This is a genomic window from Streptomyces sp. NPDC088785, assembly GCF_044750685.1.
Lineage (GTDB): Bacteria > Actinomycetota > Actinomycetes > Streptomycetales > Streptomycetaceae > Streptomyces.
Genome location: NZ_JBIVKH010000010.1, coordinates 1 through 23,216, shown reverse-complemented (window position 1 = coordinate 23,216; position 23,216 = coordinate 1). Strand labels below are relative to the sequence as shown.

At 69.9% G+C, this 23,216-nt stretch carries 19 protein-coding genes and 1 pseudogene; 9 read left to right on the top strand and 11 right to left on the bottom strand.

Annotation, left to right across the window (positions count from 1 at the left end):
- The first annotated feature begins 61 nt into the window (after nucleotides 1-61).
- On the top strand, nucleotides 62-1,717 hold the full coding sequence (locus tag ACIP5K_RS24930; protein WP_401412808.1) for a ricin-type beta-trefoil lectin domain protein: 1,656 nt from the start codon (nucleotides 62-64) through the stop codon (nucleotides 1,715-1,717).
- A gap of 221 nt (nucleotides 1,718-1,938) precedes the next feature.
- On the opposite strand, the gene ACIP5K_RS24925 is transcribed toward ACIP5K_RS24930, so the two are convergent.
- The gene (locus ACIP5K_RS24925; RefSeq protein WP_401412807.1) at nucleotides 1,939-2,331 is read right to left on the bottom strand and encodes a helix-turn-helix domain-containing protein; all 393 of its coding nucleotides are present in this window, start codon (nucleotides 2,329-2,331) and stop codon (nucleotides 1,939-1,941) included.
- A gap of 561 nt (nucleotides 2,332-2,892) precedes the next feature.
- Here ACIP5K_RS24925 and ACIP5K_RS24920 point away from each other — a divergent pair.
- Nucleotides 2,893-3,078, top strand: a complete 186-nt coding sequence (locus tag ACIP5K_RS24920; protein ID WP_401412805.1) for a CsbD family protein — start codon at nucleotides 2,893-2,895, stop codon at nucleotides 3,076-3,078.
- Between the two features lie 159 nt (nucleotides 3,079-3,237).
- Here the strand turns inward: ACIP5K_RS24920 and ACIP5K_RS24915 are convergent, their stop codons facing one another.
- Together ACIP5K_RS24915 and ACIP5K_RS24910 are read right to left on the bottom strand one after the other, a co-directional pair.
- A complete protein-coding gene (locus ACIP5K_RS24915) occupies nucleotides 3,238-4,401 on the bottom strand; it encodes a zf-HC2 domain-containing protein (RefSeq protein WP_401412804.1) in 1,164 nt (387 codons plus the stop codon).
- Complete coding sequence (locus tag ACIP5K_RS24910) at nucleotides 4,394-4,948, bottom strand: RNA polymerase sigma factor (RefSeq protein ID WP_401412802.1); 555 nt, start codon at nucleotides 4,946-4,948, stop codon at nucleotides 4,394-4,396. Before ACIP5K_RS24910 ends, ACIP5K_RS24915 begins: the two co-directional genes overlap by 8 nt.
- Nucleotides 4,949-5,225: 277 nt before the next feature.
- Here ACIP5K_RS24910 and ACIP5K_RS24905 point away from each other — a divergent pair, with 277 nt between their 5' ends.
- From ACIP5K_RS24905 to ACIP5K_RS24875, 7 genes are all read left to right on the top strand, one after another.
- Complete coding sequence (locus ACIP5K_RS24905) at nucleotides 5,226-5,408, top strand: hypothetical protein (RefSeq protein WP_401412800.1); 183 nt, start codon at nucleotides 5,226-5,228, stop codon at nucleotides 5,406-5,408.
- A 730-nt stretch (nucleotides 5,409-6,138) separates the two neighbouring features.
- Nucleotides 6,139-7,047 carry a cupin-like domain-containing protein gene (locus ACIP5K_RS24900; protein WP_401413137.1) on the top strand — a complete coding sequence of 303 codons (909 nt, stop codon included), beginning with the start codon at nucleotides 6,139-6,141 and terminating at the stop codon, nucleotides 7,045-7,047.
- Nucleotides 7,048-7,130: 83 nt separating this feature from the next.
- Nucleotides 7,131-8,954 carry a non-ribosomal peptide synthetase gene (locus ACIP5K_RS24895; protein WP_401412798.1) on the top strand — a complete coding sequence of 608 codons (1,824 nt, stop codon included), beginning with the start codon at nucleotides 7,131-7,133 and terminating at the stop codon, nucleotides 8,952-8,954.
- A gap of 37 nt (nucleotides 8,955-8,991) precedes the next feature.
- Complete coding sequence (locus tag ACIP5K_RS24890; protein ID WP_401412796.1) at nucleotides 8,992-9,189, top strand: MbtH family protein; 198 nt, start codon at nucleotides 8,992-8,994, stop codon at nucleotides 9,187-9,189.
- A 17-nt stretch (nucleotides 9,190-9,206) separates the two neighbouring features.
- Complete coding sequence (locus ACIP5K_RS24885) at nucleotides 9,207-10,070, top strand: DUF6071 family protein (RefSeq protein WP_401412794.1); 864 nt, start codon at nucleotides 9,207-9,209, stop codon at nucleotides 10,068-10,070.
- An 88-nt stretch (nucleotides 10,071-10,158) separates the two neighbouring features.
- Nucleotides 10,159-11,151 carry a TauD/TfdA family dioxygenase gene (locus ACIP5K_RS24880; protein ID WP_401412792.1) on the top strand — a complete coding sequence of 331 codons (993 nt, stop codon included), beginning with the start codon at nucleotides 10,159-10,161 and terminating at the stop codon, nucleotides 11,149-11,151.
- A gap of 151 nt (nucleotides 11,152-11,302) precedes the next feature.
- Nucleotides 11,303-12,331, top strand: a complete 1,029-nt coding sequence (locus tag ACIP5K_RS24875) for an SAM-dependent methyltransferase (RefSeq protein ID WP_401412790.1) — start codon at nucleotides 11,303-11,305, stop codon at nucleotides 12,329-12,331.
- Nucleotides 12,332-12,439: 108 nt separating this feature from the next.
- Here ACIP5K_RS24875 and ACIP5K_RS24870 read toward each other — a convergent pair whose 3' ends face one another.
- From ACIP5K_RS24870 to ACIP5K_RS24835, 8 genes and pseudogenes are all read right to left on the bottom strand, one after another.
- Entirely contained in the window at nucleotides 12,440-13,198 is a 759-nt protein-coding gene (locus ACIP5K_RS24870) for an N-acetyltransferase (RefSeq protein WP_401412789.1), read from the bottom strand.
- A 73-nt stretch (nucleotides 13,199-13,271) separates the two neighbouring features.
- On the bottom strand, nucleotides 13,272-16,832 hold the full coding sequence (locus ACIP5K_RS24865; RefSeq protein ID WP_401413136.1) for an amino acid adenylation domain-containing protein: 3,561 nt from the start codon (nucleotides 16,830-16,832) through the stop codon (nucleotides 13,272-13,274).
- A 159-nt stretch (nucleotides 16,833-16,991) separates the two neighbouring features.
- Nucleotides 16,992-18,113, bottom strand: a pseudogene (locus ACIP5K_RS24860) (amino acid adenylation domain-containing protein); the annotation flags it as partial.
- A gap of 12 nt (nucleotides 18,114-18,125) precedes the next feature.
- Complete coding sequence (locus ACIP5K_RS24855) at nucleotides 18,126-19,388, bottom strand: condensation domain-containing protein (RefSeq protein ID WP_401412788.1); 1,263 nt, start codon at nucleotides 19,386-19,388, stop codon at nucleotides 18,126-18,128.
- Nucleotides 19,389-19,429: 41 nt separating this feature from the next.
- Nucleotides 19,430-20,140, bottom strand: coding sequence for a thioesterase II family protein (locus tag ACIP5K_RS24850; protein ID WP_401412786.1), 711 nt, complete (start codon nucleotides 20,138-20,140; stop codon nucleotides 19,430-19,432).
- 76 nt (nucleotides 20,141-20,216) lie between these two features.
- Complete coding sequence (locus tag ACIP5K_RS24845; protein WP_401412784.1) at nucleotides 20,217-21,326, bottom strand: amidinotransferase; 1,110 nt, start codon at nucleotides 21,324-21,326, stop codon at nucleotides 20,217-20,219.
- 183 nt (nucleotides 21,327-21,509) lie between these two features.
- The gene (locus ACIP5K_RS24840; RefSeq protein ID WP_401412782.1) at nucleotides 21,510-22,829 is read right to left on the bottom strand and encodes a carbamoyltransferase C-terminal domain-containing protein; all 1,320 of its coding nucleotides are present in this window, start codon (nucleotides 22,827-22,829) and stop codon (nucleotides 21,510-21,512) included.
- A 10-nt stretch (nucleotides 22,830-22,839) separates the two neighbouring features.
- Nucleotides 22,840-23,216, bottom strand: a 377-nt coding sequence (locus ACIP5K_RS24835) for a condensation domain-containing protein (protein WP_401412780.1), incomplete at its 5' end; no start/stop codon positions are given.

Here is a 23,216-nt window from a genome sequence, read left to right as displayed (position 1 = left end):
AAGGAGACGGCGGCGCGGCGGATGGAGGCGGGCACTCGGACTGCTCCCCGTCGCCGCGGTCATGGTCGCCACCAGCCTGGCCGGGGCGTCCGGCGCCCAGGCGGCGATCCCCGCGCCGCCCTCGGGGTTCACCCTCACCTGGAGCGACGACTTCGACGGCGCCTCGGGCACCGGCCTCGACCAGAGCCGGTGGAAGTACGACACCGGTCCGGGCAGTTCGTTCGGCACCGGTGAGATCGAGACCATGACCAGCAGCACCTCGAACGTCTACCACGACGGCCAGAGCCACCTGGTGCTCCAGGCCCTGCACTCCGGTTCCGACCCGGGCAGCGGCTGGACGTCGGGCCGGGTGGAGACCCAGTCGGCGGCGTTCGGGGCCCCGGCCGGCGGCGTCGTGCGCATGGAGTCCGTCCTCCAGCAGCCCAACGTCACCACCGCCAACGGCGCGGGCTACTGGCCGGCGTTCTGGATGCTCGGCGCGCCGCTGCGGGACGGGGTGACCTGGCCGCGCTCCGGCGAGGTCGACATCATGGAGGACATCAACGGCCGCGGCTCCGTCTTCAGCACGGTCCACTGCGGCGTGAACCCGGGCGGCCCCTGCAACGAGTCGACCGGCATCGGCTCCGGCGAGCGCGCCTGCCCGGGCTGCCAGACCGGCTTCCACGACTACGCGGTGGAGATCGACCGCTCCGTCTCCCCGGAACAGGTCCGCTTCTACCTCGACGGCGCCAACTTCTACACCGTCCGCTCCAACCAGGTCGACGCGACCACCTGGGCCGACGCGATCGACCACCCGTTCTTCATCATCTACGACCTCGCGATCGGCGGCGGCTTCCCGGCGGCGTACGGCGGCGGCCCGAACGCGGCCACGGTGTCCGGCGGCAAGCTCGTCATCGACTCGGTCGCCGTGTACAACAAGGGGCCCGGCTCCGGCGGCGGTGGCGGCGGGCCGGTCTCCGGGCAGGCGATCACCGGCCCCGGCGGCAAGTGCGTGGACGTCGCCGGCGACGACACCGGCGGCGACGGCAGCGCCGTCCAGCTCTGGGACTGCCAGGCGACGGCCAAGGACCAGCACTGGACGTGGAGCGGCCAGACCTTGCAGACCCTCGGCAAGTGCCTGGACATCGCCGGCGGCAACAGCGCGGGCGGCACCAAACTGCAACTCGCCACGTGCAACAACGGCGGCTACCAGAACTGGGTGCGGCAGAGCAACGGCTCCCTGAGGAACCCGGTCTCGGGGCGCTGCGTGGACTCCCCGTCCGGTGCCACGGCCAACGGCACCCGGCTCCAGATCTGGGACTGCAACGGCTCGGCCGCCCAGGTGTTCACCCTCGGCACCCCCATCTACGGGCCGGGCGGCAGGTGCGTGGACGTGGCCGGTGACGACGTCGGCGGCGACGGCACCGCCGTGCAGCTCTGGGACTGCCAGCAGGCGACGGCGCTCGACCAGAAGTGGACGTGGAGCGGCCAGACCCTGCGGACCCTCGGCAAGTGCCTGGACATCGCGGGCGGCGCCAACGCCAACGGCACGAAGCTCCAACTCGCCACCTGCAACGGCGGCGGCTACCAGAACTGGGTGTCCAACGGCGACGGTTCGCTCAGCAACCCGGCCACGGGCCGCTGCGTGGACTCCCCGTCGGGCGCCACGGCCAACGGCACCCGGCTCCAGATCTGGGACTGCAACGGCTCGGCCGCCCAGAAGTTCGGCCTGGCCTGACCTCCGGCCCGCCGGACGGCGGGCCCGCCCGTCGACGGATGCGCCGGTCGACGGGTGCGCCGGTCGACAGGTCCGCCGTGGACCGGATGCGCGTACGGCGGTGCCACCGCTCGCCCCGGTGGCACCGCCGTCCGGCGTCGTCCGCCGCGCCACGCCCCCTGCTCCGGCCCCTTAGGCTGCGCCGCCTACTCCGCCTACTCCGCCTACTCCGCCTACTCCGCCTACTCCGCCTCGACCTTCACGTCCACCGACTCCACGGCGTCCGCGTACGCGATCGTCAGGCCGGGGACCTCCAGCGCCACCCGCGCGCAGACCGCACGGTGCCAGCTCGCCGGGTACCCCGACTCCGGGTGCGCCGCGTGGTACTCGGTGTCGTCGCGGAACGTCACGATGCCCGGCTCCGCCGAACCCAGCAGCGCGTCGACCGCCTTGCGGACGAACTCGCCGGTCAGCCGCTCCAGGTCCATCAGCTGGGTGCGGACGCTGTCCGGGACCGGACGCGCGCCGTTCTCCCAGTCGCGGACCGTGCCGTCCGCCACGGCGAGATGCGCGCCGACCCACTCGCCGGTCAGCCCCAGGAACTCGCGCACGACCCGGAACTCGGCCGGCGTCATCCGCTCGCTGCGCGGCGCCGGTTCGGTGGCCTTTTCGACAGAGATGACGACTCCAGGGCTCTCGGGTGGTGCATCGGTCGGACGCCCGCCAGCTTACGGGGCGCACGGCACCGGACCGCTGGCCGGGCGCCGGTACCGGCCGGGCTCCGCCGACCTGCCGCAGCGGCATGGCCACCGCCGCGCCGGTGAGGTGCCGGACATGCGGCCACCGCACCGAGCAGGGCGTGACGCGAACTCCTTCGCGGCGGGCCGGGGTCGCCCGTCGGCCATGTTTCCCGCGGCGCGCGCGGCACCGCCGACCGCCTCCGCGCGCCGGACGGGCGTCCTGACGCGGCAGGTTCTCCGGCTCCGGACCCGGCGGCCCGTGAGCGGCCCGGAAGCGGACGTGTCCGGTTCGAAGGCGCAGGCGCCCGCCTTGTTTGCCGCGGCCCGGGGTGGTCACCCGGATCCACGCACGTCCTGCGCGTGCGCCGCGGTCGACCCTCATGGTGCCGGCCGCGCCGGGCGCGCGGTCCGAGATCGCCCGCAGGATGCCCGGGAACGGGAAGAGGGAGGGTTGCCATGGCTGACAACGACAAGCCCAAGGCGAAGGCCGAGCAGGCCAAGGGGAAGGCCAAGGAAGCGGCAGGCCGTGCCGTCGGCAACGAGCGGCTGACCGCGGAGGGCCGGGCCGAGCAGGCCAAGGGCGACGCGCGTCAGGCCAAGGAGAAGGTCAAGGACACCGCCAAGGACATCGCCAAGGACTGAGTCCGCGGCCGAGCACGACGACGCGCCCCCCGGCCGATGACCACCGCGTCCGCGCACGGCCGCGCACGGCGATGCTGCCGCGCGCGAGGAGCACCGCGGATTCCCCGCCCCTCAGCCCCGGTCCGCCGGGCTGAGGGGTCACCTCTGCGCCGGTCGGTCTCACAGCCTGCTCATGGACGCCATGGCGTACAGGATCTCGGTGGCGGCGACGACGTCCCCCACCTGCTGCTCGGCCAGCTCCCGGGGCGACAGGTGCCCCGCGGCCAAGCGGCAGAACGCGACCTCGGGCAGGACGACGTGCCCCACGCAGTTGTCCGGTCCGGCCGGCCCGTCGGGCGCGTCGATGGGGAGATACCAGTCGCCGCCGCTCTCTCCCCGGATCTCCAGCCGGACGCTCCGCCCGTCGGCCCCCGGCCGGATCAGGGGCAGCGGCGGCGAGGCAAGTCCGGCCTGCCGCCGCGCGGCGAGCACGGAGGGCAGCATCTGGACGGCCACGCCGATCAGCGTGCTCAGGTGCTCGGGCACGGGTGCCGGATACGGGTAGTTGACGGCGTCCGCGATGTCGGTCGCGTGGATCCACGTCTCGAACGCGCGGTCCAGCAGCGCCAGCCGCAGCGGGAGGACGACCCCGGGTCCGTACGGAACACCGATGTCGGCGACACCGCCCTGCCCGTACGAGCAGGTCCGGATGAGTTCGTAGGTGTGCTCGCGCCAGCGTTCGTGCAGGCCGCCGGGGTCCGCCTCGTCCCGCGCGCCGGAGCCCGCGGCGGCCGCCTCCCCCTCCTCGTGCCGCCACAGCCGCTCGGTCCTGCTGGACGGGTCGTCCTGCGCGCGGGTCTCCGCGTCGGGCCGGGGGACCGGGTCCGTGAGCCCGAGCTGCGCGCCGACCATCGCGTCCACGGCCAGCAGGTGGCCGAGCACGCCCTCGACCGTCGTGTGTCGGGTGGCGGGCTCGTCCTCCTCGCGCCACGCCAACTGCACCGGTTTGCGCCACTCCTGCGCGTTCATGTCGTTCAGGAGGGCGTCCAGACGCGCCGTCTCGGCGTCGAAGGGACGCGCCCATTCCGGGATCTCCACCTGGGGCGAGCGGGCGGCGAAGCAGGTGCCGAGCACCTCCGCACGCAGGGCCGGCGGCAGGTCCAGGTCCATGTGCGGGTGCAGCAGCTCCACCACGCGCCGCAGCCGCTCGGCCTCCGCCGCGCAGGAGGGGCATCCTTCCAGGTGCCGGGCGATCTCCTCCCTCTCCGATGAGGAGCAGGCCCGCAGGGCCCATGCGCCGAGCAGGCGACGCAGGGCTTCGTGTTCCGGCAGTGCTTCAGACATGGTGTGCTCCCGCGGGCAGCCCGATGCACCGCACCATCAGGTCCAGCCCGTTCTGTACGTGGTCCAGTGCCTCGTCCTCGCTCAGACCGAGCTGATCGGCCGCCTGCCGGTAGGTCAGCAGGCTGTTCCAGATCAGATGCAGCAGGCCCCGCGCGGTGGCGCTCATCCCTGCCAGGGCCCGGTCGGCGCCCTCCAGTTCCAGGGCGGTCGGCGACCCGCCCGGGACCCCGCCCAGGCCGGCGGCCACGGTGAACGGCCCGCCGTCGCCGCAGGACGTGCCGCCGGCCCGCGCGAGCGCGTGTTCGCACGCCTGCGCGACCAGCCAGGTCCGCAGCCGATAGCGCTTCGGATCGAACCCCTGCGGCCGCGTCCACAGGTCCTGGAAGACACACATGACGACGGACCGCGCCACGTCCTCGTCCCCCGCGAGGCGCGCGGCCACCGCGTACACCAGCCGCGCATGCCTGTCGTACAGCTGCCCCAGTGCGGCCGCCTCGCCTCTGACCAGCCGCGCCAGCATCTGGCGCTCCGACGCCATGTCGTCCAAGACCTCAGCCCCCTCCGAGTCGCCGGCGCGCAGGGTCCAGCGCACAGCGGTCCGTGACCTTCTCTTCGTCTTCCGGAGCCGACGGCGTCCCGGATTGGTCACCGCGAGAACGGGGCGTCGTCCCTCGCGGCCCCGACCGAGGGGGACGGGCACAGCGGGGCCGAAGCATGACGCGAAAGCATCCCTCCGTTCAGGAATAACTGCGCAGCCGGGGGCATCAGGAGGGAGAACGCCCGTCCGCGCACGCAGCGCGCATCCGGAGATCGAGGTGCGAACCATGACGCACAAAAAGGTTGTCAAGGAATTCCCCGCGGGCGCCCCTCGCGGTTCGTGGCCGGCCGAGGAGTACGCGGCCCGCTTGCGGTCCCAGGGCAAGAACGCGGAAGTCGTCATGGATCTGACCGCCGACGCGTACCTCGTGGTCGACGCCGAGAGCGCCGCGAACGACGTACAGGTCTGAGGAGCCCTCCGCGAACGTCCGCCCGGCCCGCCGCTCTCCGGGCCGCGAAAGAGCGGCGCGGTGACGACGCGGGCCGTACGTCCTGGTCCGCCTCGCGCTGAGCGAAGGCGCCGAGCAACCGGGCTCACCGGAAGAGGTGTTGGGGCGCCGGCCGGCCGACCCCGATCCGCGGCCACCACCTCCGCCCCCGCCGCGTGGCCGCCGCGGGAACCGGGCCGCGCAGCGCCGCCGTCCCGCTGACCGCCCTGCGCGGCAACGGCGGGGCCGCCCAGGCCTGACGTGCCGGTTCGAGTGGTCGACAACCAAACAAAACTCTTGCCGCCGGCCTGGTTGCGGGCGAGTATGGTGCCGGTCATGATCGATCCGTCAACGCCCGTGCGCCTGACCGCTCTTCGCGGAATCGCGCCGTCGCCGAACTCCGACCCGTCGGGAGAGTTCCGTCCGCGACGGCCTGCGGCGGCGTACGCACGCACGGCCCCGGGCGGCCACTCGCCCCTGAGCGCGGGCAACGGGCGCGGTGCTCCTCTCGCATGTACACGAGTCATCGCCCCTGACGCGCGGGGCGGGACCGGGAGCGGACCGGCGAACGGAGTCGGGGACGGATTGGACACCAACGGTAGGAGGACACCCAGTGACCGCGGTTCCCGGTAGCGCCGGCCCTGCACAGCGCAGTGATTCCGACCAGGACCCGAGAGAGGCGCTCCGACAGGCCGGACTCGACGTACGGCCGATTCCCCGGGCCGCTGAGCACACCCCCGCCGGACTGCAACAGGCCGTCAAACAGCGTGCGGTCCCGATGATCTTCAACGGGCTGACCGACGCGTGGCCCGCCCGGAAGTCCTGGGAACCCGAGGAACTGCGCCGCACGCACGGGCAGCGGGAGGTCACGGCGCTGATGGGCCTGCCCACCGACGGCGTGCTCTACCCGCAGGACCAGCAGGCGTACGAACGCACCCTGCCACTGGCCGAGTTCATCGACGTGATGATGGACGAGACCGCCGTCGCGCCGAGCTACCTGGCCTACCAGCGTGCAGCGGACCTCCTCGACCTCTCCGACTGCGACCTGGCCGCCCTGCTCGGACCGGTCGACGGCCCCGGCAGCGACACCCGGGTGTGGATCGGCTCCGCGGGCACCCGCTCCATGCTCCACGCGGACCTCAAGGACAACCTGTTCTGCCAGATATCGGGACGCAAGACCGTCACGCTCCTCTCCTGGGAGGACAGCCGCTCCGCGTACCCCTTCCCGGACAACCTGGTGAACAGCCAGATCGACGTGGCGCATCCGGACCTGGCGCGCTTTCCCCGGCTGCGGGACGCCACGTTCTACAGCACCACCGTCCACCCCGGTGACGTGGTGTTCATCCCGCGGGGCTGCTGGCACGACATCCGCTCCCACACGCCGTCGGTCTCGGTCAACCACTGGTTCGGACCCGCCCAGAGCTTCACCGAGTACCTGGCGCTGCTGGCCCGTCTGGGCCCGGAGTACTGGCGGCGGACCGCCAAGGACTTCATCGGCCACGGCCTGCTCGGCCGCCGCGAGGAGACCCGGTTCTTCTTCTCGCCGCCGTCCACCGGCAAGCGCCTCTACCACGCGCTGCGGACCGGCAACTTCAACCACGACAACGATCCCTCGGCCTGATACGCAGCCGGGACCGGGACAGCCGTCCAGCGGCGGACGAAGATCCTCCGCGGACCATCCACTTCTGCCGACGGGGAGTTTCCTTGCAAGAGCGGGTCCACGAAGCCATAGCCCGGCACGCGACAACTCGGCCTGACGCACTGGCGATCGCCGCCAGGGGACGCTGGACGACCTATGGCGAACTCCACGATCTGGTGCTGGCCACCGCCAGGACCCTGGCGACCACCGTCCGGCCCGCCGAGGAACTCCCCGTCGTCGTCGTCACCGACCGCGGCGAAGGGGCCGTCGTCGCCATGCTGGGCATCTGGCAGGCCAACTGCCTGTACGTGCCGCTCGCCGAGGACACCCCCCGGCAGCGCCTGCGCGACATCCTCACCAGCGTGCGGCCCGGCGCGATCCTGACGGACAAGAAGAACGCCGATCACCTCCGGAGCGCGTGGAGCGACTGCCCCGTGCTGGAGATCGAGCACGCGGCGCAGCCCGGCGGGCCCGACGCCCCTCTGGTGGCACCGCACGATCCGGCGGGGGCGCAGCTGGCCTGTCTGGTGCACACCAGCGGGTCCAGCGGCCCGGCCAAGGGCGTGATGATCGACCATCGCGCACTGAGCAACCTCATGACGGCCGTCACCCTCCCCTACGCACCGGACGCGGCCGATCGGGCGCTGCACTTCGGCGCCTTCGGCTGGGATTCGAGCATCGAGGAGGTCATCCTCCCCCTGTACAAGGGGGCCTCCCTGGTGATGCGCACCGACGAGGCCGACTTCGGGGTTCCGCACTTCTTGCAGGAGCTGGAGAACCAGTCGGTCTCCCACCTCTACCTGCCCACCTCGTACTGGCACGAGATCTGCCTGGAACTGGGCCGTGGCACCGTGCCCTTCCCGCCGTCCGTACGCAGCGTGCTGATCGGCGGTGAGGGCGCGTCCGCCGCCGACCTGGCCACCTGGCGCGGCGCCGTGCCCGAGGAGGTGGAGCTGTGGAACTGCTACGGACTCACCGAGACCTGCGTGACCTCCACGATCTACCGCGACGACAGGGGAATCCCCGCTGAGCGGTTCCGGGGGATGCCGCTGGGAGGCGCGTGCCCCAGCGTGAGCACGGCCGTCCTCGACGAAAACATGCGGCCGGTTCCCACCGGAGAGATCGGCGAGCTCTACATCGGGGGCCCCGGCGTCGCCAGGGGGTACTGGCACGACCCCGCGGGCACCGCTGCGTCGTTCGTGCCGGCTGCCGACGGCGGAGGCCGCCACTACCGGACCGGCGACCTGGCCCGGGAGGACGCCTCCGGCCTGCTGCACTACGAGGGCCGCGCGGACCGACAGGCCAAGATCAACGGATTCCGGGTCAACCCCAACGAGGTCGAGGGCGTGCTCGCGGTGCATCCGCGGGTCCGCAGGGCGTGCGTGATCCCGCGACGGGAACCCTCGGGGCTCACCGGCCTCGTCGCCTTCCTCGAACTCGTCGCGGACGACGGCGACATCCAGCAGATCAAGGACCACCTGAGGGCGCGCCTGCCGGGCTTCATGGTGCCCACGACGGTGGAGGTCCTTCAGGAGATGCCGTTGCTGCCGAACGGCAAGATCGACGTCAGCTCCCTCACGAGCAGGGCGTCCGCCGCAGGCGGCACGCCCGCGGGCGTGCCGGAACCCCGGCAGGAGCACCCGCGGGAACACCACGGCGACGACGAGGTGGAAGCCGTCTGGTGCGAGGTGCTCGGCATCGCGGAGAGCGGGCCCGAGGACGACTTCCTCGACCTCGGCGGGAACTCGCTCTCCGGAATGCGCATCGCCGCCCGCCTCAATGAGGCGTTCGACGTGGAAATCCGGTTCAGGGACATCTTGGAAGGGCGCACGCTCGCCGCGCTCACCGCTCGCGTGACGGAGTTGCGGGCCCGCGCCCGGACCAGCTGACCGCGACAACTACCGCTTGGTGAAAGGGAGACGACTCATGGGTGGAACCGTGGAGAACGCGCAGGCATACGCCGTAGTGGTGAACGACGAGGGACAGCACTCGATCTGGCCGGCCCATCGTGACGTCCCGGCGGGCTGGCGGGACATCGACGTGCGCGGCAGCCGGGAAGAGTGCCTCGACCACATCGAGCGGGAATGGACGGACATGCGCCCCCTGAGCCTGCGCGGTCGGTAGACACACTTCTGGCGGCCATGGCTGTTCGAGTCATCGAGGGGACGACTGACGTGATCAAAACGCTCTACGCCAACGGATGCAGCTTCACCGAGGGGAAGGAACTGGAGGAGGAGGACCCCGAGTTGCGCCTGGCGGGCAGCAGCAAGGACATCAAGACCCAACTGCTGGTCCGCGACTACCGCAACAAGAAGGCGTGGCCCAGCCACCTGGGAAAGCTCCTGGGCGTCGACACGGTCATCAACGCGGGCCGCAGCGGGGGATCCAACGCCCGCGCGGTGCGCATGACGTACGACTACGTGTGCAGCTACCTCGCCGCCGGCGGCGAGGCGGACGAACTCCTCGTCTGCCTGGGATTCACGGACCTGGTCAGGACCGAGCGCTTCGAGAGCATGCCCGGAGTGGACGTCAGGTCCGACGCGCCGTTCGACGACGGCTGGGGACTGATGAAGACCAACCTCTCCCCGCAGAAGCACGGCGCCGACCGCGCCGCCCTACGGGCCAACAAGCTTTACTACCGGCACCTCTTCCGCGAGGAGCAGGCGACGGTCACTTTCGTGCACCAGATATTGAACATGCAGTTCGCACTGTCCTCGATGGGGGTGCGCTTCCACTTCCACGACGCCTTGGCGACCAACGCCGAGCCCATAGCCCGGTTCCCCCTCCTGACGCAGCATCTGCTCCGCTTCATCCGGCCGGGCGTCCACCGATCCGTGTACTCCCTCGGAAACGGCGAAATGGGCTTCAAGGACGGACACACCTTCGAGGAATGGCTGGTGCGCTCCGGCGCGCCCCGCGCGTCCGCCCAGCATCCGCTCTCCGAAGCGCACCAGCTGTGGGCGACGTTGCTCCATTCGGAGATGAAGGAATCCGGCATCGTCTAGTCGGGGGACCGACGGAGAGCACAGGAACTCAAGAAGGGTGCCCTGAACCATGTCGCAATCATTTTCTCACGCAATTGATCACGAGTTCGTGGCCGCTGGAACGGACTTTCCCGCGCTGCCCCAGATACGGGAGTCGTGGGCCGCGCCCGGACAGCACCTGCCGCTGATCCTCGAACCCGAGGTGGCGGGGCTGGACCTGATCGAGCTCGCCGCACGCCACAAGGAGGAGATCCGGGACCGGATGCTGCGCTACGGCGGGCTGTTGTTCCGCGGCTTCTCCGGCGTCACGGCCGAGACGTTCCGCAGCCTCATGACCGAGCTGTCCGGCGAACCGCTCCAGTACCTCGAACGGACCTCGCCGCGCCATGAGGTGGGCAACAAGGTCTACACCTCGACGGACTACCCCGCGGCGCAGGAGATCTTCCTCCACAACGAGCAGTCGTACAACACGTCGTGGCCGCTGCGCATCTTCTTCCACTGCGTGGTGCAGCCCGGCGCGGGGGGCGGCACGCCGATCGCCGACTCCCGCAAGATCTACCACCGCATCTCCGAGGCCACCCGCACCAAGCTCGAAGAGCGCAAGTACCGCTATGTGCGCCACTTCGGCGGCCGGCTCGGCCTCAGCTGGCGCGAGGCCTTCCAGACGGAGGACTGCGGCGAGGTGGAGGAGTACTGCCGGCTGAACGACATCAGCTACACCTGGGGCGAGAACGATGCGCTGACCACCCATCAGATACGCCCGGTCGTCGCGCGGCACCCCGTCACCGGCGAGGTCACGTGGTTCAACCACCTGGTCTTCTTCAACGTCCAGATGTTCGACCCCGGCACCGTGAAGGCCCTGATGTCGATGGGGAAGGACCAGCTCCCCAACAACACCTACTACGGCGACGGCGCCGACATCGAGCCGGAGGTCATCGAGGAGCTCCGCGCGGCGTACCTGGCGGAGAAGGTGGTCGTCCCCTGGCGCGAGGGTGACGTCCTGATGCTCGACAACATGTTCGTGTCCCATGCCCGCGAGTCGTTCACCCCGCCCCGCCAGATCATCGTCGGCATGACGGAGCCGTGCACGGCCGGCCGCTGACCGCCGCCCGCCCACCGTGTCCCCTGCGCGCGGGGGCCTCCCGGACGCCCCTGCCCGTCCCGCACGCCTCATGAGCGCCCACCGGCCGAGAGCACGGTTCCGGTCGCCGGGGAGGCGCGGATCGCACCAGCTGATTGAAGGGTATGACCAGATGTCTTCTTCCCACGCCAGCGCCCTGTCCCCGTCCGACTGGACCCGTGGTCCGGTCGCCGACCTGTTCTCCTCCTACGTGGCCTCCTCCGCGATGTCCACAGCGTGCCAGCTGGGACTCCTCGACCGGCTGGCCGAGAGGGGCGAGGCACGCCTCGGCGACAGCGCCGGGGACCGACTCGACGTGAACGTCGTGCGGAACGTCTACCGCGCGCTCCACTGGGCCCAGATCGTCCAGGTCAAAGACAGCGACCTGGTCGTACCAGGGCCGCGGTTCGAGGAGGCCTACGCCGCACGCGGCTACTTCTACTGGCTGGTCAAGGGCTGTGGCGAGCTCTTCAGCCTCGCACCGGACGTGACCCGCGAGGACCAGCGGGAGGGTGACTTCTACCACCGCGACATGCGCGCCGTGGCCATCGGCTCGCGGCTGATCGGCGAGGAGGAGGTCGAGCGGCTCTTCGACACGGTCCTGGCCGACCTCCCCGTCAAGAAGGTCGCCGACCTCGGATGCGGGTCGGGACAGCGCCTCATCCGCATCGCCGGAAACCACCCGGGCGTCGACGGCGTCGGAGTGGACCTGTCGACCGCCGCGGTCCAGCTGGCCACCGAGTCGGTCCAGGAGGCCGATCTCGCGGACCGGATCACCGTGCTCCAGGGCAACGTCCTGGAGCTCGAACCGCTCCCCGAGTTCGCCGACGTGGACACCGTCACCTGCGTCTTCATGGGGCACGACTTCTGGCCGTACGAGAGCTGCGTGAACACCCTGCGCCGGCTGCGGAGGGCGTTCCCCGCGGCCGAGCGGCTGTTCCTCTGCGACGTCGTCCGCACCACCGAACTGCCCGACGCCGACACCACCATCTTCACCCTGGGCTTCGAGTCGGTCCACGCGCTGATGGGCGACTACCTGCCGACGTACGACCAGTGGCAGGAGGCCTTCGAGGAGAGCGGCTGGAAGCGCGCGGCCGTCCACCCGACGACCACTCCGCCCAACGGCTTCTTCTTCGAGCTGGTTCCCGTGACGCAGGCGTGAGCGGGACCGTCCACGCCTGCCGGCCGTAGCGCACGGCGTGGGGCACGACGGGGGGCGGGTCACCGGGCAGTTGCCCGGTGACCCGCCCCCCGTCGTGCCCCACCTCGCTCAGGAAAGACGCTGGTGCACCCATACGTTGGGCTCGACGTAGACGGCGAAGCCGTTGAACAGGTCGCAGTGAACGGGCGTCAGGGCCCCCGGAACGACCACCGGGCCGCTCTCGTCGAAGGGCAGGCCGGTCCACTGCCGCCACTGGTCCAGCGACCCGGGGACGACCATCGACGCGGGGGCTATCCCGACGATGTCGGAGCCGAGCCTGACGTGTGCGCGCAGCAGCGGGTCCGCCGGCAGTCCCGCCGCCGTCGACCGCGCCACGTAGTCGCTCATGGAGACGTGCGGGGCATCCGCCTTCCCCGGCGGCCGGACCGGCGCGACGAAGTGGCGGAAGCCCTTGGCCCTGGTGTTCGCATGGAGTGCGCGGAGCATCTCGGTCCCGAGCCCCGACCCCCGCAGCTCCGGGCGCACCATGACCTCGAGACCGCAGACCGCGTCGCCCTTGTAGCCGGCCAGCCGGGTGAGGTGGGCCTGACGCACCATGCCGTCCCATCCGGTGTCGGGCAGTCCGTCCGGCGGGGTGTCGGCCAGGCCGACGGGGATCGAATGCGCCCGGGCGAGCACCTTGTCGGGCGCGTCGGCCGAGAAGGCGACGAGCGTGAACCCGGCGTAGTGCCGGGCCACGTCGATGTGGAACCGCTCGCCGATCGGCTCGTGCGTCATGAACTCCGGCCAGTTGCCCTTGAGGGCCTCCACGCCCCCCGTCAGCTCGGGCCGCTCCGCCAGCGTCGCCACGCGAAGGTCCTCGGTCACGATGTTCCCCTGTTCCCCTGCTCCGTTGCCAGTGGGCCGCGGCCGGCCCGCTCGGACGTCACCCCGCGCGGCCTCACGCGCTGTCCCCGGCGGTGGCCACGGGGTGGATGTGGGCCGCCAGCGCGGCGATGGTCGGGTGGTCGAAGACCGCTTGCAGACTGACCTCGGTGTCGAGCTCCTCGTTGATGCGGGAGATGACCTGGATGGCGAGCAGGGAGTGGCCGCCGAGTTTGAAGAAGTCGTCGTGGATGCCGATGGGGGTGACGTCGAGCAGCTCGGACCAGATGGCCGCGATGGCCTTCTGGGCGGGATCGGTGGGCGCCTGGAAGGCGGCGTCCAGGTCGGGGCGCGCCCCGTCGGGATCGGGCAGGGCGCGGTGGTCGAGCTTCCCGCCGGGGCCGAGCGGGAGCTCCTCCAGACCGACGACGACCGAGGGGACCAGGTGGCTCGGCAGGCGACGCGCCAGGTCCTCGCGGAGCCGCGGGTCGGGGAACTCCCGGCCGGCCGCACCCGCCGCTCGTCCGTGCCCGGGGGCGGGCGTGACGTAGGCGACGAGCCGCAGGGTGTCGGACCCGTCCCCCCGGGCCACGACGGCCGCCTGGCCCACGCTCTCGTGGTCGCGCAGGGCGGCCTCGACCTCGCCCGGCTCGACGCGGTAGCCACGGATCTTGACCTGGTCGTCCACGCGGCCGAGGAACTCCAGGTCGCCCGAGGGCAGATACCGCACCAGGTCGCCGGTGCGGTAGAGCCGGTCGCCGGGCTCTCCGAAGGGGTCGCGCACGAACCGCTCGGCGGTGAGCTCGGGGTTGTTCCGGTAGCCCCGGCCCACGCCGGCGCCGCCGATGTAGAGCTCTCCGGGGACGCCGACGGGGGTGAGGGCCTGGTGGGCGTCGAGGACGTAGAGGCGGGTGTTGGCGATGGGCCTGCCGATCACCGGGCGGTTGCCTTCCACCCGGGCCACGGTGGCGTCGACCGTGCACTCGGTCGGGCCGTACAGGTTGTACGCCTCGTGCCCGTGGCGCGCCGACAGCGCGGTGAGCATCAGCCACAGCTCGGGATCGATGGCCTCGCCGCCGATCAGGCTGAAGCGCGGCGCGTACTCGCGGCTGAAGACGCCCGAGTCGATGAGGCCGCGCAGGAGGGACGGGGTGCAGCTGAACGCGTCGATCCGCTGCTCCCGCATGTAGCGGACGACCGCGGACGCATCGCGTCGTGTCGCCTCGTCCAGCACGTGCAGGGTCACGCCCTCGCACATCAGCAGCAACAGTTTCACGGAGGAGTCGAACGACAGGGAGGACAGCAACAGGCTCTGCATGCCGGGCGCGTAGACGTCGCGCTCGCCCCACTCCTTGCGGAACGCCAGCGCCAGGTTCGCCACGGAACCGTGGGTGATTTCTACGCCTTTGGGTTGGCCGGTGGATCCGGAGGTGTAGATGAGGTAGGCGAGGTCGTGGGGTTGGGGTGTGTGGGGTGTGGTGGGTGGGTTGGTGGGGGTGGGTGTGGTGTGGATGGGGATGTGTGTGGTGTGGGGGTTGGTGGGTGTGGGGGTGTTGGTTCCGGTGAGGATGTGGGTGGTGCCGCTGTCGTTGATCATGTGGTTGAGGTGGTGGGTGGGGTAGGTGGGGTCGAGGGGGAGGTAGGCGGCTCCGGTGTGGAGGGTGGCGAGGATGCCGATGATCATTTCGTGGGGGTGGGTGGCGGTGATGCCGACGGTGTGGCCTGGTTTGACGCCTGCGGTGTGGAGTCGGTGGGCGGTGTGGCGGGCGGTGTTGTCGAGTTGTTGGTAGGTGAGGGTGGTGGTGCCGTGGGGGGTTTGGGTGGTGAGTGCGGGGGCGTGGGGGGTGTGGGTGAGTTGGGTGTTGAAGAGTTCGGTGAGGGTGGTGGGTTGGGTGTGGGTGGTGGTGTTGTTCCAGTGGGTGGTGAGTTGTTGGTGTTCTGTGGGGTCGATGTGGGGGAGTTCGGAGAGGTGTTGGTCGGGGTGGTGGGTGATGGCGTTGAGGGTGTTGAGGTAGGCGTTGGTGATGCGTTGGATGGTGGTGGGGTTGTAGAGGTCGGGGTTGTAGATGATTTGGCCGGTGAGGGTGTTGTCGGTGTTTTCGGTGAGGTGGAGGGAGAGGTCGAAGCGGGTGACTTCTTCGTTGGGTGTGAAGGGGGTGGTGGTGAGGTGGGGGAGGGTGAGGGTGGGTGGGGTGAGGGTGTTGAGTTGGAACATGATCTGGATGAGGGGGTTGTGGCTGAGGTCGCGGGTGGGGGCGAGTTCTTCGACGAGGTGGTCGAAGGGGAGGTCTTGGTGGGCGTAGGCGTTGAGGGCGGTGGTGCGGACGTTGTGGAGGTGGGTGGTGAAGGTGGGGTTGTCGGTGAGGTCGGCTCGGATGATGAGGGTGTTGAGGAAGAGGCCGATGAGTGGTTCGAGTTCGGGGTGGGGGCGTGCGGTGATGGGGGTGCCGATGAGGATGTCGTCGGTGGCGGTGTAGCGGGCGAGGACGGTGTGGAAGGCGGCGAGGGTGACCATGAACATGGTGGCGTTGTGTTCGTGGCCGAGGGTGCGTAGTGCGGTGGTGGTGTGGTGGGGGATGTCGAAGGTGGTGGTGGCGCCCCGGTGGGAGCTGATGACGGGTCGGGGCCGGTCCAGGGGGAGTTGGAGGACGGGGGGTGCGTCGGCCAGCTCCGCACGCCAGAACTCCATCTGGGACGAGAGCTTGCCGTCCTCGAACCAGAGTCGCTGCCAGGCGGCGAAGTCGACGTACTGCACCGGAAGGTCCGGCAGTGCGGCGTCCCGGCCCTCGACCGACGCGGTGTACAGCGCCTGGAGTTCGTCGAACAGCACCGTCCGGGACCAGGCGTCGGCCACCACGTGGTGCATCGTCACCATCAGGACGTGGTCGTCGGCCGCCAGCCGCAGCAGGCCCGCGCGGAACATCGGTCCGGTGGAGAGGTCGAACGGCGTGAGCGCCTCGGCCGCGACCATGCGGCGCGCCGCGGCCTCCGGATCCGGTTCCGCCGATATGTCGGTCACCGCCAGGTCCACCGGCCGCGGCGCGCCGACCGACTGCCACGGCCGGCCGCCCTCGTCGTGCAGGGTCGTCCGCAGCACCTCGTGCCGCGCCACCACACCGCTCAGCGCCGCGCGCAGCGCGTCCACGTCGAGCGCGCCGGTCAGCCGCACCGCGTCGGGGACGTTGTAGAACGGGTTGTCCGGCATCAGCTGGTCGAGGAACCACAACCGCTGCTGGGCGAACGACAGCGGGAGCCGCTCGGTCCTCGGCACCGGCCGGAGCGCTCCCCGGGTCCTGTCGACGGTGCCGGTCAGGCCGTCCACGTGCTCCGCCAGCGCGGTGATGGTGGGGCTGTCGAAGATCACCCGCAGGGTCATCTCCGTGTCGAAGGCCTCGTTGATGCGGGAGATGACCTGGATGGCGAGCATGGAGTGGCCGCCGAGCTCGAAGAAGTCGTCGTGGACGCCGATGGGGGTGACGTCGAGCAGCTCGGACCAGATGGCCGCGATGACCTCCTGGGTGGAACCGGCGGGCGCCTGGAAGGCCGCGTCCAGCTCGGGACGCGCACTGTCGGGCTCGGGCAGGGCGCGGCGGTCGAGCTTTCCACCGGCGCCGACCGGGAGTTCGTCCAGCACCATGATCACGGAGGGGACCATGTGGTCGGGCAGCAGCTGGGCGAGCTCGTCGCGGAGCTGGGGGCCGGGGGACTCCTGCCAGGTGTGCCCCGGGGCGGAGGTGACGTAGGCGATGAGCCGCAGCGCGTCGGGCGTGTCACCGTGGACGACGACGACGGCCTGGTCCACACCGGTCTGCTTGCGCAGGACCGCCTCGATCTCGCCCAGTTCGATGCGGTGGCCGCGGATCTTGACCTGGTTGTCGACCCGGCCGAGGAACTCCAGGTCGCCCGAGGGCAGATAGCGCACCAGGTCGCCGGTGCGGTAGAGGCGGTCGCCCGGCTCCCCGAACGGGTCGGGCACGAACCGCTCGGCGGTGAGCCGCGGCCTGTTGAAGTAGCCCCGGCCCACGCCGGCGCCGCCGATGTAGAGCTCGCCGGGGACGCCGATGGGGGTGAGGGCCTGGTGGGCGTCGAGGACGTGGAGGCGGGTGTTGGCGATGGGCCTGCCGATCACCGGGCGATCGCCCCGCACCGGCGCCACGGTGACGTCGACCGTGCACTCGGTCGGGCCGTACAGGTTGAACGCGGTCACGTCGTCGCGGCCCGCGAGCTGCTGCCACAGCGCGGCCGGGAAGGGTTCGCCGCCCGCCAGGATGCGCAAGGGGGAGGGGGTGGGGCCGGCCGCGAGCAGGGCGGCGAGCTGGGACGGTGTGCAGCTCACCGAGTCCACGCCGTGTTCGCGCAGGTACCGGGCGGCGGCGGGGAGGTCCCGGCGGTTCTCGGGGACGTGCAGGCAGCCGCCGGTCAGCAGGATGCCCAGCGCGCGCCACGAGGCGTCGAAGCTGAGGGAAGCAAGAAGGAGCACCTGGGATCCGAAGTACTGCCGAAGGCCGCCCAGCGCACTTGTGAGGTTGGCGTGGGTGATTTCTACGCCTTTGGGTTGGCCGGTGGATCCGGAGGTGTAGATGAGGTAGGCGAGGTCGTGGGGTTGGGGTGTGTGGGGTGTGGTGGGTGGGTTGGTGGGGGTGGGTGTGGTGTGGATGGGGATGTGTGTGGTGTGGGGGTTGGTGGGTGTGGGGGTGTTGGTTCCGGTGAGGATGTGGGTGGTGCCGCTGTCGTTGATCATGTGGTTGAGGTGGTGGGTGGGGTAGGTGGGGTCGAGGGGGAGGTAGGCGGCTCCGGTGTGGAGGGTGGCGAGGATGCCGATGATCATTTCGTGGGGGTGGGTGGCGGTGATGCCGACGGTGTGGCCTGGTTTGACGCCTGCGGTGTGGAGTCGGTGGGCGGTGTGGCGGGCGGTGTTGTCGAGTTGTTGCTAGGTGAGGGTGGTGGTGCCGTGGGGGGTTTGGGTGGTGAGTGCGGGGGCGTGGGGGGTGTGGGTGAGTTGGGTGTTGAAGAGTTCGGTGAGGGTGGTGGGTTGGGTGTGGGTGGTGGTGTTGTTCCAGTGGGTGGTGAGTTGTTGGTGTTCTGTGGGGTCGATGTGGGGGAGTTCGGAGAGGTGTTGGTCGGGGTGGTGGGTGATGGCGTTGAGGGTGTTGAGGTAGGCGTTGGTGATGCGTTGGATGGTGGTGGGGTTGTAGAGGTCGGGGTTGTAGATGATTTGGCCGGTGAGGGTGTTGTCGGTGTTTTCGGTGAGGTGGAGGGAGAGGTCGAAGCGGGTGACTTCTTCGTTGGGTGTGAAGGGGGTGGTGGTGAGGTGGGGGAGGGTGAGGGTGGGTGGGGTGAGGGTGTTGAGTTGGAACATGATCTGGATGAGGGGGTTGTGGCTGAGGTCGCGGGTGGGGGCGAGTTCTTCGACGAGGTGGTCGAAGGGGAGGTCTTGGTGGGCGTAGGCGTTGAGGGCGGTGGTGCGGACGTTGTGGAGGTGGGTGGTGAAGGTGGGGTTGTCGGTGAGGTCGGCTCGGATGATGAGGGTGTTGAGGAAGAGGCCGATGAGTGGTTCGAGTTCGGGGTGGGGGCGTGCGGTGATGGGGGTGCCGATGAGGATGTCGTCGGTGGCGGTGTAGCGGGCGAGGACGGTGTGGAAGGCGGCGAGGGTGACCATGAACATGGTGGCGTTGTGTTCGTGGCCGAGGGTGCGTAGTGCGGTGGTGGTGTGGTGGGGGATGTCGAAGGTGGTGGTGGCGCCCCGGTGGGAGCTGATGACGGGTCGGGGCCGGTCCAGGGGGAGTTGGAGGACGGGGGGTGCGTCGGCCAGCTCCGCACGCCAGAACTCCATCTGGGACGACAGATCGGACTCGGGCCCCTGAGCCGTCACCCACAGCATGTGGTCGTCGGGGGCCAGCCGCACCAGGCCGGCGCGGAGCGAGGGCCCGGCCGTTGAGCCCGCCGACCCCGACGGGCCGAGAGGCAGGTCGGACGGCGCCGATGCCTCCTGCGCGACCAGCCGACGCGCGGCGGCCTCGGGGTCCGGCTCCGCCGACACGTCCACGACCGGCAGGGCGACCGGCGGCCGGCGGCCACCCGGGTCACCCACAGCGTCGTTCAACGTCGCTCCCAGCGCCTCGACGTCCAGCTCGCCCCTCAGTCGGACAGCGCCCGGCATGGTGGAGAACGGATTGCCCGATTCCAAGGTCACGTCAGCCCACTTTCCCGTCATGTGACATGGCAATGAGTAAGTCACAGCCCCATCAGGCTGCGCGCCGCCGCATCGACGATCGCCGTCACGCGTTCGACATTCGGTTCTAGAAAGAAATGATCGCCGTCGATCTCGACGCTCCGGAATCTCCCCGTCGTGAAACGGGACCACTGCCGGACGTGACTCAGCGGAGTGCCCTCGTCCTGGCTCCCGTAGAGCCCTACCACCGGGATCGGCACTCCCTGCTCACGGATCCCCCGCGCGGCGTCCGAGAGGTGCAGATCCGCCTTCAGCGCGGGCAACATCATCTGCGCGAACGCCGGATCGGCCGCCAACTGCGCGTGCAGGCCGCTCACGGAGGCGAGCCGGCTGAGGAGTTCCGCGTCCGACAGGTCGCGGGCGCTCGACCGCAGCGGGCCGCTCCACGGGGATCGCCGTCCGGAGACGAAGAGCACGGCATCGGATTCGCCCCGGTCGCCGAAGAGTTCCTGCCCCACGCGGGCGGCCAGCGTCGCCCCGAGGCTGTGCCCGAACAGGACGGTCTTCTCGTCGGCCAGGGGTGCGATCGCCTCGACGAGCGCGCTCACCACCCGCTCGGCGTCCGCCTCGGCCGGCTCCGCGATGCGGTCCTCCCGGCCCGGGAGCTGGACCGCATACACATTGACCAGCCGCGACAGGTGGCGGGGCCAGTCCCGGAAGACCCTGGCCCCGCCCCCCGCGTAGGGAACACAGATGAGATTGCACAGGGTCACGGGGCGATCCGGCGTGAGATTCCTGAGGATCCCACCCGTTCCCGCCCCGCCACCCGCCCTGCCCGGGGCGCGCCGCTCAGTCAAGGTAGGACTCGAGCATGCCCGTCCGGCGAACGTCCAGGGTGGCGCAGTGGAAAGAGCCGCCGAAGCTGTTGAAGTTCCGGAAGTTGCACGGAATCGGGGTGAAACCCCAGCTCTTGAACATCTGGATCATCGGCTCGTCCTGGGCCTCGACGATCACCCGCTCCTCGTCCAGCATGAGGATGTTCATGTTGATCCACTTGCTCGTCATGTACAGCGGGTGCGCGTCGGGGATCACCGGGGCCGGGGCGGCCATCAGGTCCCAGCCCTTGAACATGGAGGGAACCTCGCGCACGCGCTCGGGGTTGATGAGCAGCTTGCCGGGAGCCAGCGGCGCGATGGTCGCGTCGATGTGCATGGGGTGCCGGTCGTCGAACTCCACCACCCTGACGCGGTACTCGTCCCCCAGGCAGCGGCGGACCCACTCGATGCCGAACTCATTGGTGACGTTGCTCTTCTGCGCGACGATGTCGCGCCCGAAGCGGAGGAAGTCGGCGGCGTCGAAGGTGGGCTCGAACTCCGTCACCACCAGACGCGTCGGCTCGCCCTCCGCCGGCTCGGTCCAGTCGAGGTCGTACTGGGCGTCCGTGAGCTCCGGCTTGGGCCCGGCGGTCCACCGCGCTCCGCTGTGGAAGTACTCCTTGAGCAGCGGCCGGTACGCCAGGGACTCGTAGTAGCGCGACCGCCAGGCCATCGGGCACTCGATGATCTGGTCACCCACGACCAGCAGGGCGTCGCGCGGCATCGCGGCGTACAACCCGGTGCTCGTCCACGCGCCGGTCGAGTAGGGCCGGGACTGGGGGATCGGCTCGGGGCGGCGCACGGTGACGCCCTCGCCCTCCAATATGCGGACGAACTCCTCCAGCTCCTCGCCGGCGGCCTTCACCTGTTCGGCCGGGAACGCCTGTCCCGCGTGCTGCCGGAACGTGCCGTGCTGCTGGGCGGGGAGCACCGGTTCCAGCGACGAGTGCCACGGCGGGAAGTGGGCATCGTCCATGATGCCCACGATGACCTCCTCGAGCGGATCCCACTCCGTGTGGGACGAGACCTTGCTGCTCGTGGAGATCTGCGGTGCGTACTCGTCGAGGCGGAACAGCTCAGACATCAGGGTGTTCATCCGTCCTGGTGGTGTGTGCGGGATGCTCGCTGGTGGACCCGTGGACGACGACGGGAGCGTCAGTCGTAGATGTACGAGTCCTTCTTGGAGAGTCGCTTTGCGCGCCGCCGCCAGGCGATGTACCGGGCCACTGAGCGGAACGGGCTCGTCAATTTGCCTATCACGTCGAATCTAGAAAACATTGATCCCGTATTTCTTCGTGAACATCCGAGCATCGTGGGCATTGTCGACCATCGGCTCGTCCTTGATGTTCAATGAGGTGTTGAGCAACATCGGAACGCCGGTCTTCTCGTACCATTCCTCCAGTACCTGTCGAAGTACCGACGAGCTGTCCTTCCTGACCACCTGGACGCGTGCGGTGCCGTCCACGTGCGTGACGCTCGAATAGTCGTGCAGGGCCTTGCTGGTGAACTGCATGTACTCGTTCATGGGGCCGTCGAAGTACTCGCCCGCGAACTCCTCCAGAATCGCCGGTGCGAACGGGCGGAAGAGCTGCCGCCGCTTGATGCGGTTCACCGTGTCCTTGAGGTCGTACCGGCAGTCCGCCAGGAGGCTGCGGTTGCCCAGCGCGCGCGGCCCGAACTCCGCCCGCTCCGATGCCACGCCGCAGACCTTCTCGGCCAGCAGCTCCTCCACGATCGCGGACGGGTTGGACCGCGGGAGCTCCGTCCCGAGATACGGATCGACCCACGTCAGCTTGGCGCGTCGGACCAGGGCCGCGGCGCCGAGCGCACTGCCCGCGTCACCGGGGTTGGGCATGATCCACAGGTTCTTGCCCTCGATGCGCGAGTTGGCGACGCAGTTGAGCGCACAGCCGCCCATGAGGACGAGGTTGTCCTTCGGGCAGAGCCTGACGAGCTCCAGCAGCTTCTCCTCGAAGAGCAGCTGGACGGATGCGGCCAGATCCTCGTTGCGGGCGTCGGGGTAGATGTCGTCGCAGCCCAGGTGCAGATTCTGTTCCAGCAGCGGGCTCAGGTCGTAACGGGGCTCCCCGTAGGCGGCCATGCCCATCGTGATGTACTCGTCGGAATTCGGCTTGAGCCCGATGCGCTTGGTGATCGCGGAATAGAGCAGACCCAGCGAGTACGGATAGCGCCAGCTGCGCACCTTCTTCATGTTGTCCCATATGGAAATGGTGTCCCACTCGCCGATCGCGTCGACGACGAGGATGTTGCAGTCGTCGAAGGGCGCCGTGTAGTAGCCGGCCGCGGCATGGGACTCGTGATGGGAGAAGGAGACGTCGGCACGGGTGCGCCGGCGCGCCAGCTTCTGACCCGAATAGAGCCGCCGCGTGGCCTTGAGCCAGGGGCGCTCGTAATAGGCGACCTTGTCGGCCTTGCGCATCATCTCCAGCTGGGTGGGATGCAGCCAGCGGTCTCCCTTCTCCCGGGAGTAGCGCTCACTGTGCGAGGCGTGAATGATGTTCGTGTCGTCCAGAATGCATAGCGCGGCGTCGTGAAAGCCTTCCGAGAACCCCGCAATGAGCGCCAAAGTTAACTCCTTAGTCGGTGACTGCTTCACGTATCGGCCGGTCCGGATCGGCCAACCCGTCGGCGAGGATGCGGTTCCACCGGGCCGCCATGTCGGCGATCTCCGCCGTCGAGTACAGGCCGTCACGACACAGGATCGACACCTCCAGGTCGTCCCCGACCGCGGTCACCTCCAGCGAGAAGTCGTGGCGCACGCTGTCGCGGCCCTCCGCGTACGCGTCGACCGCGATCGAGGTGTCGCCCGCCACCCGGTCCGTACGCCCTCCCTGGTTGAGCACGAACCAGACCTCCATGTACGGGGTCTGGTGCGAGCGGCGTGGGGGGCGGGTGGCGGCGATGAGGAGGTCGAAGGGGAGGTCTTGGTGGTCCTGTGCGTCGAGGACGGTTT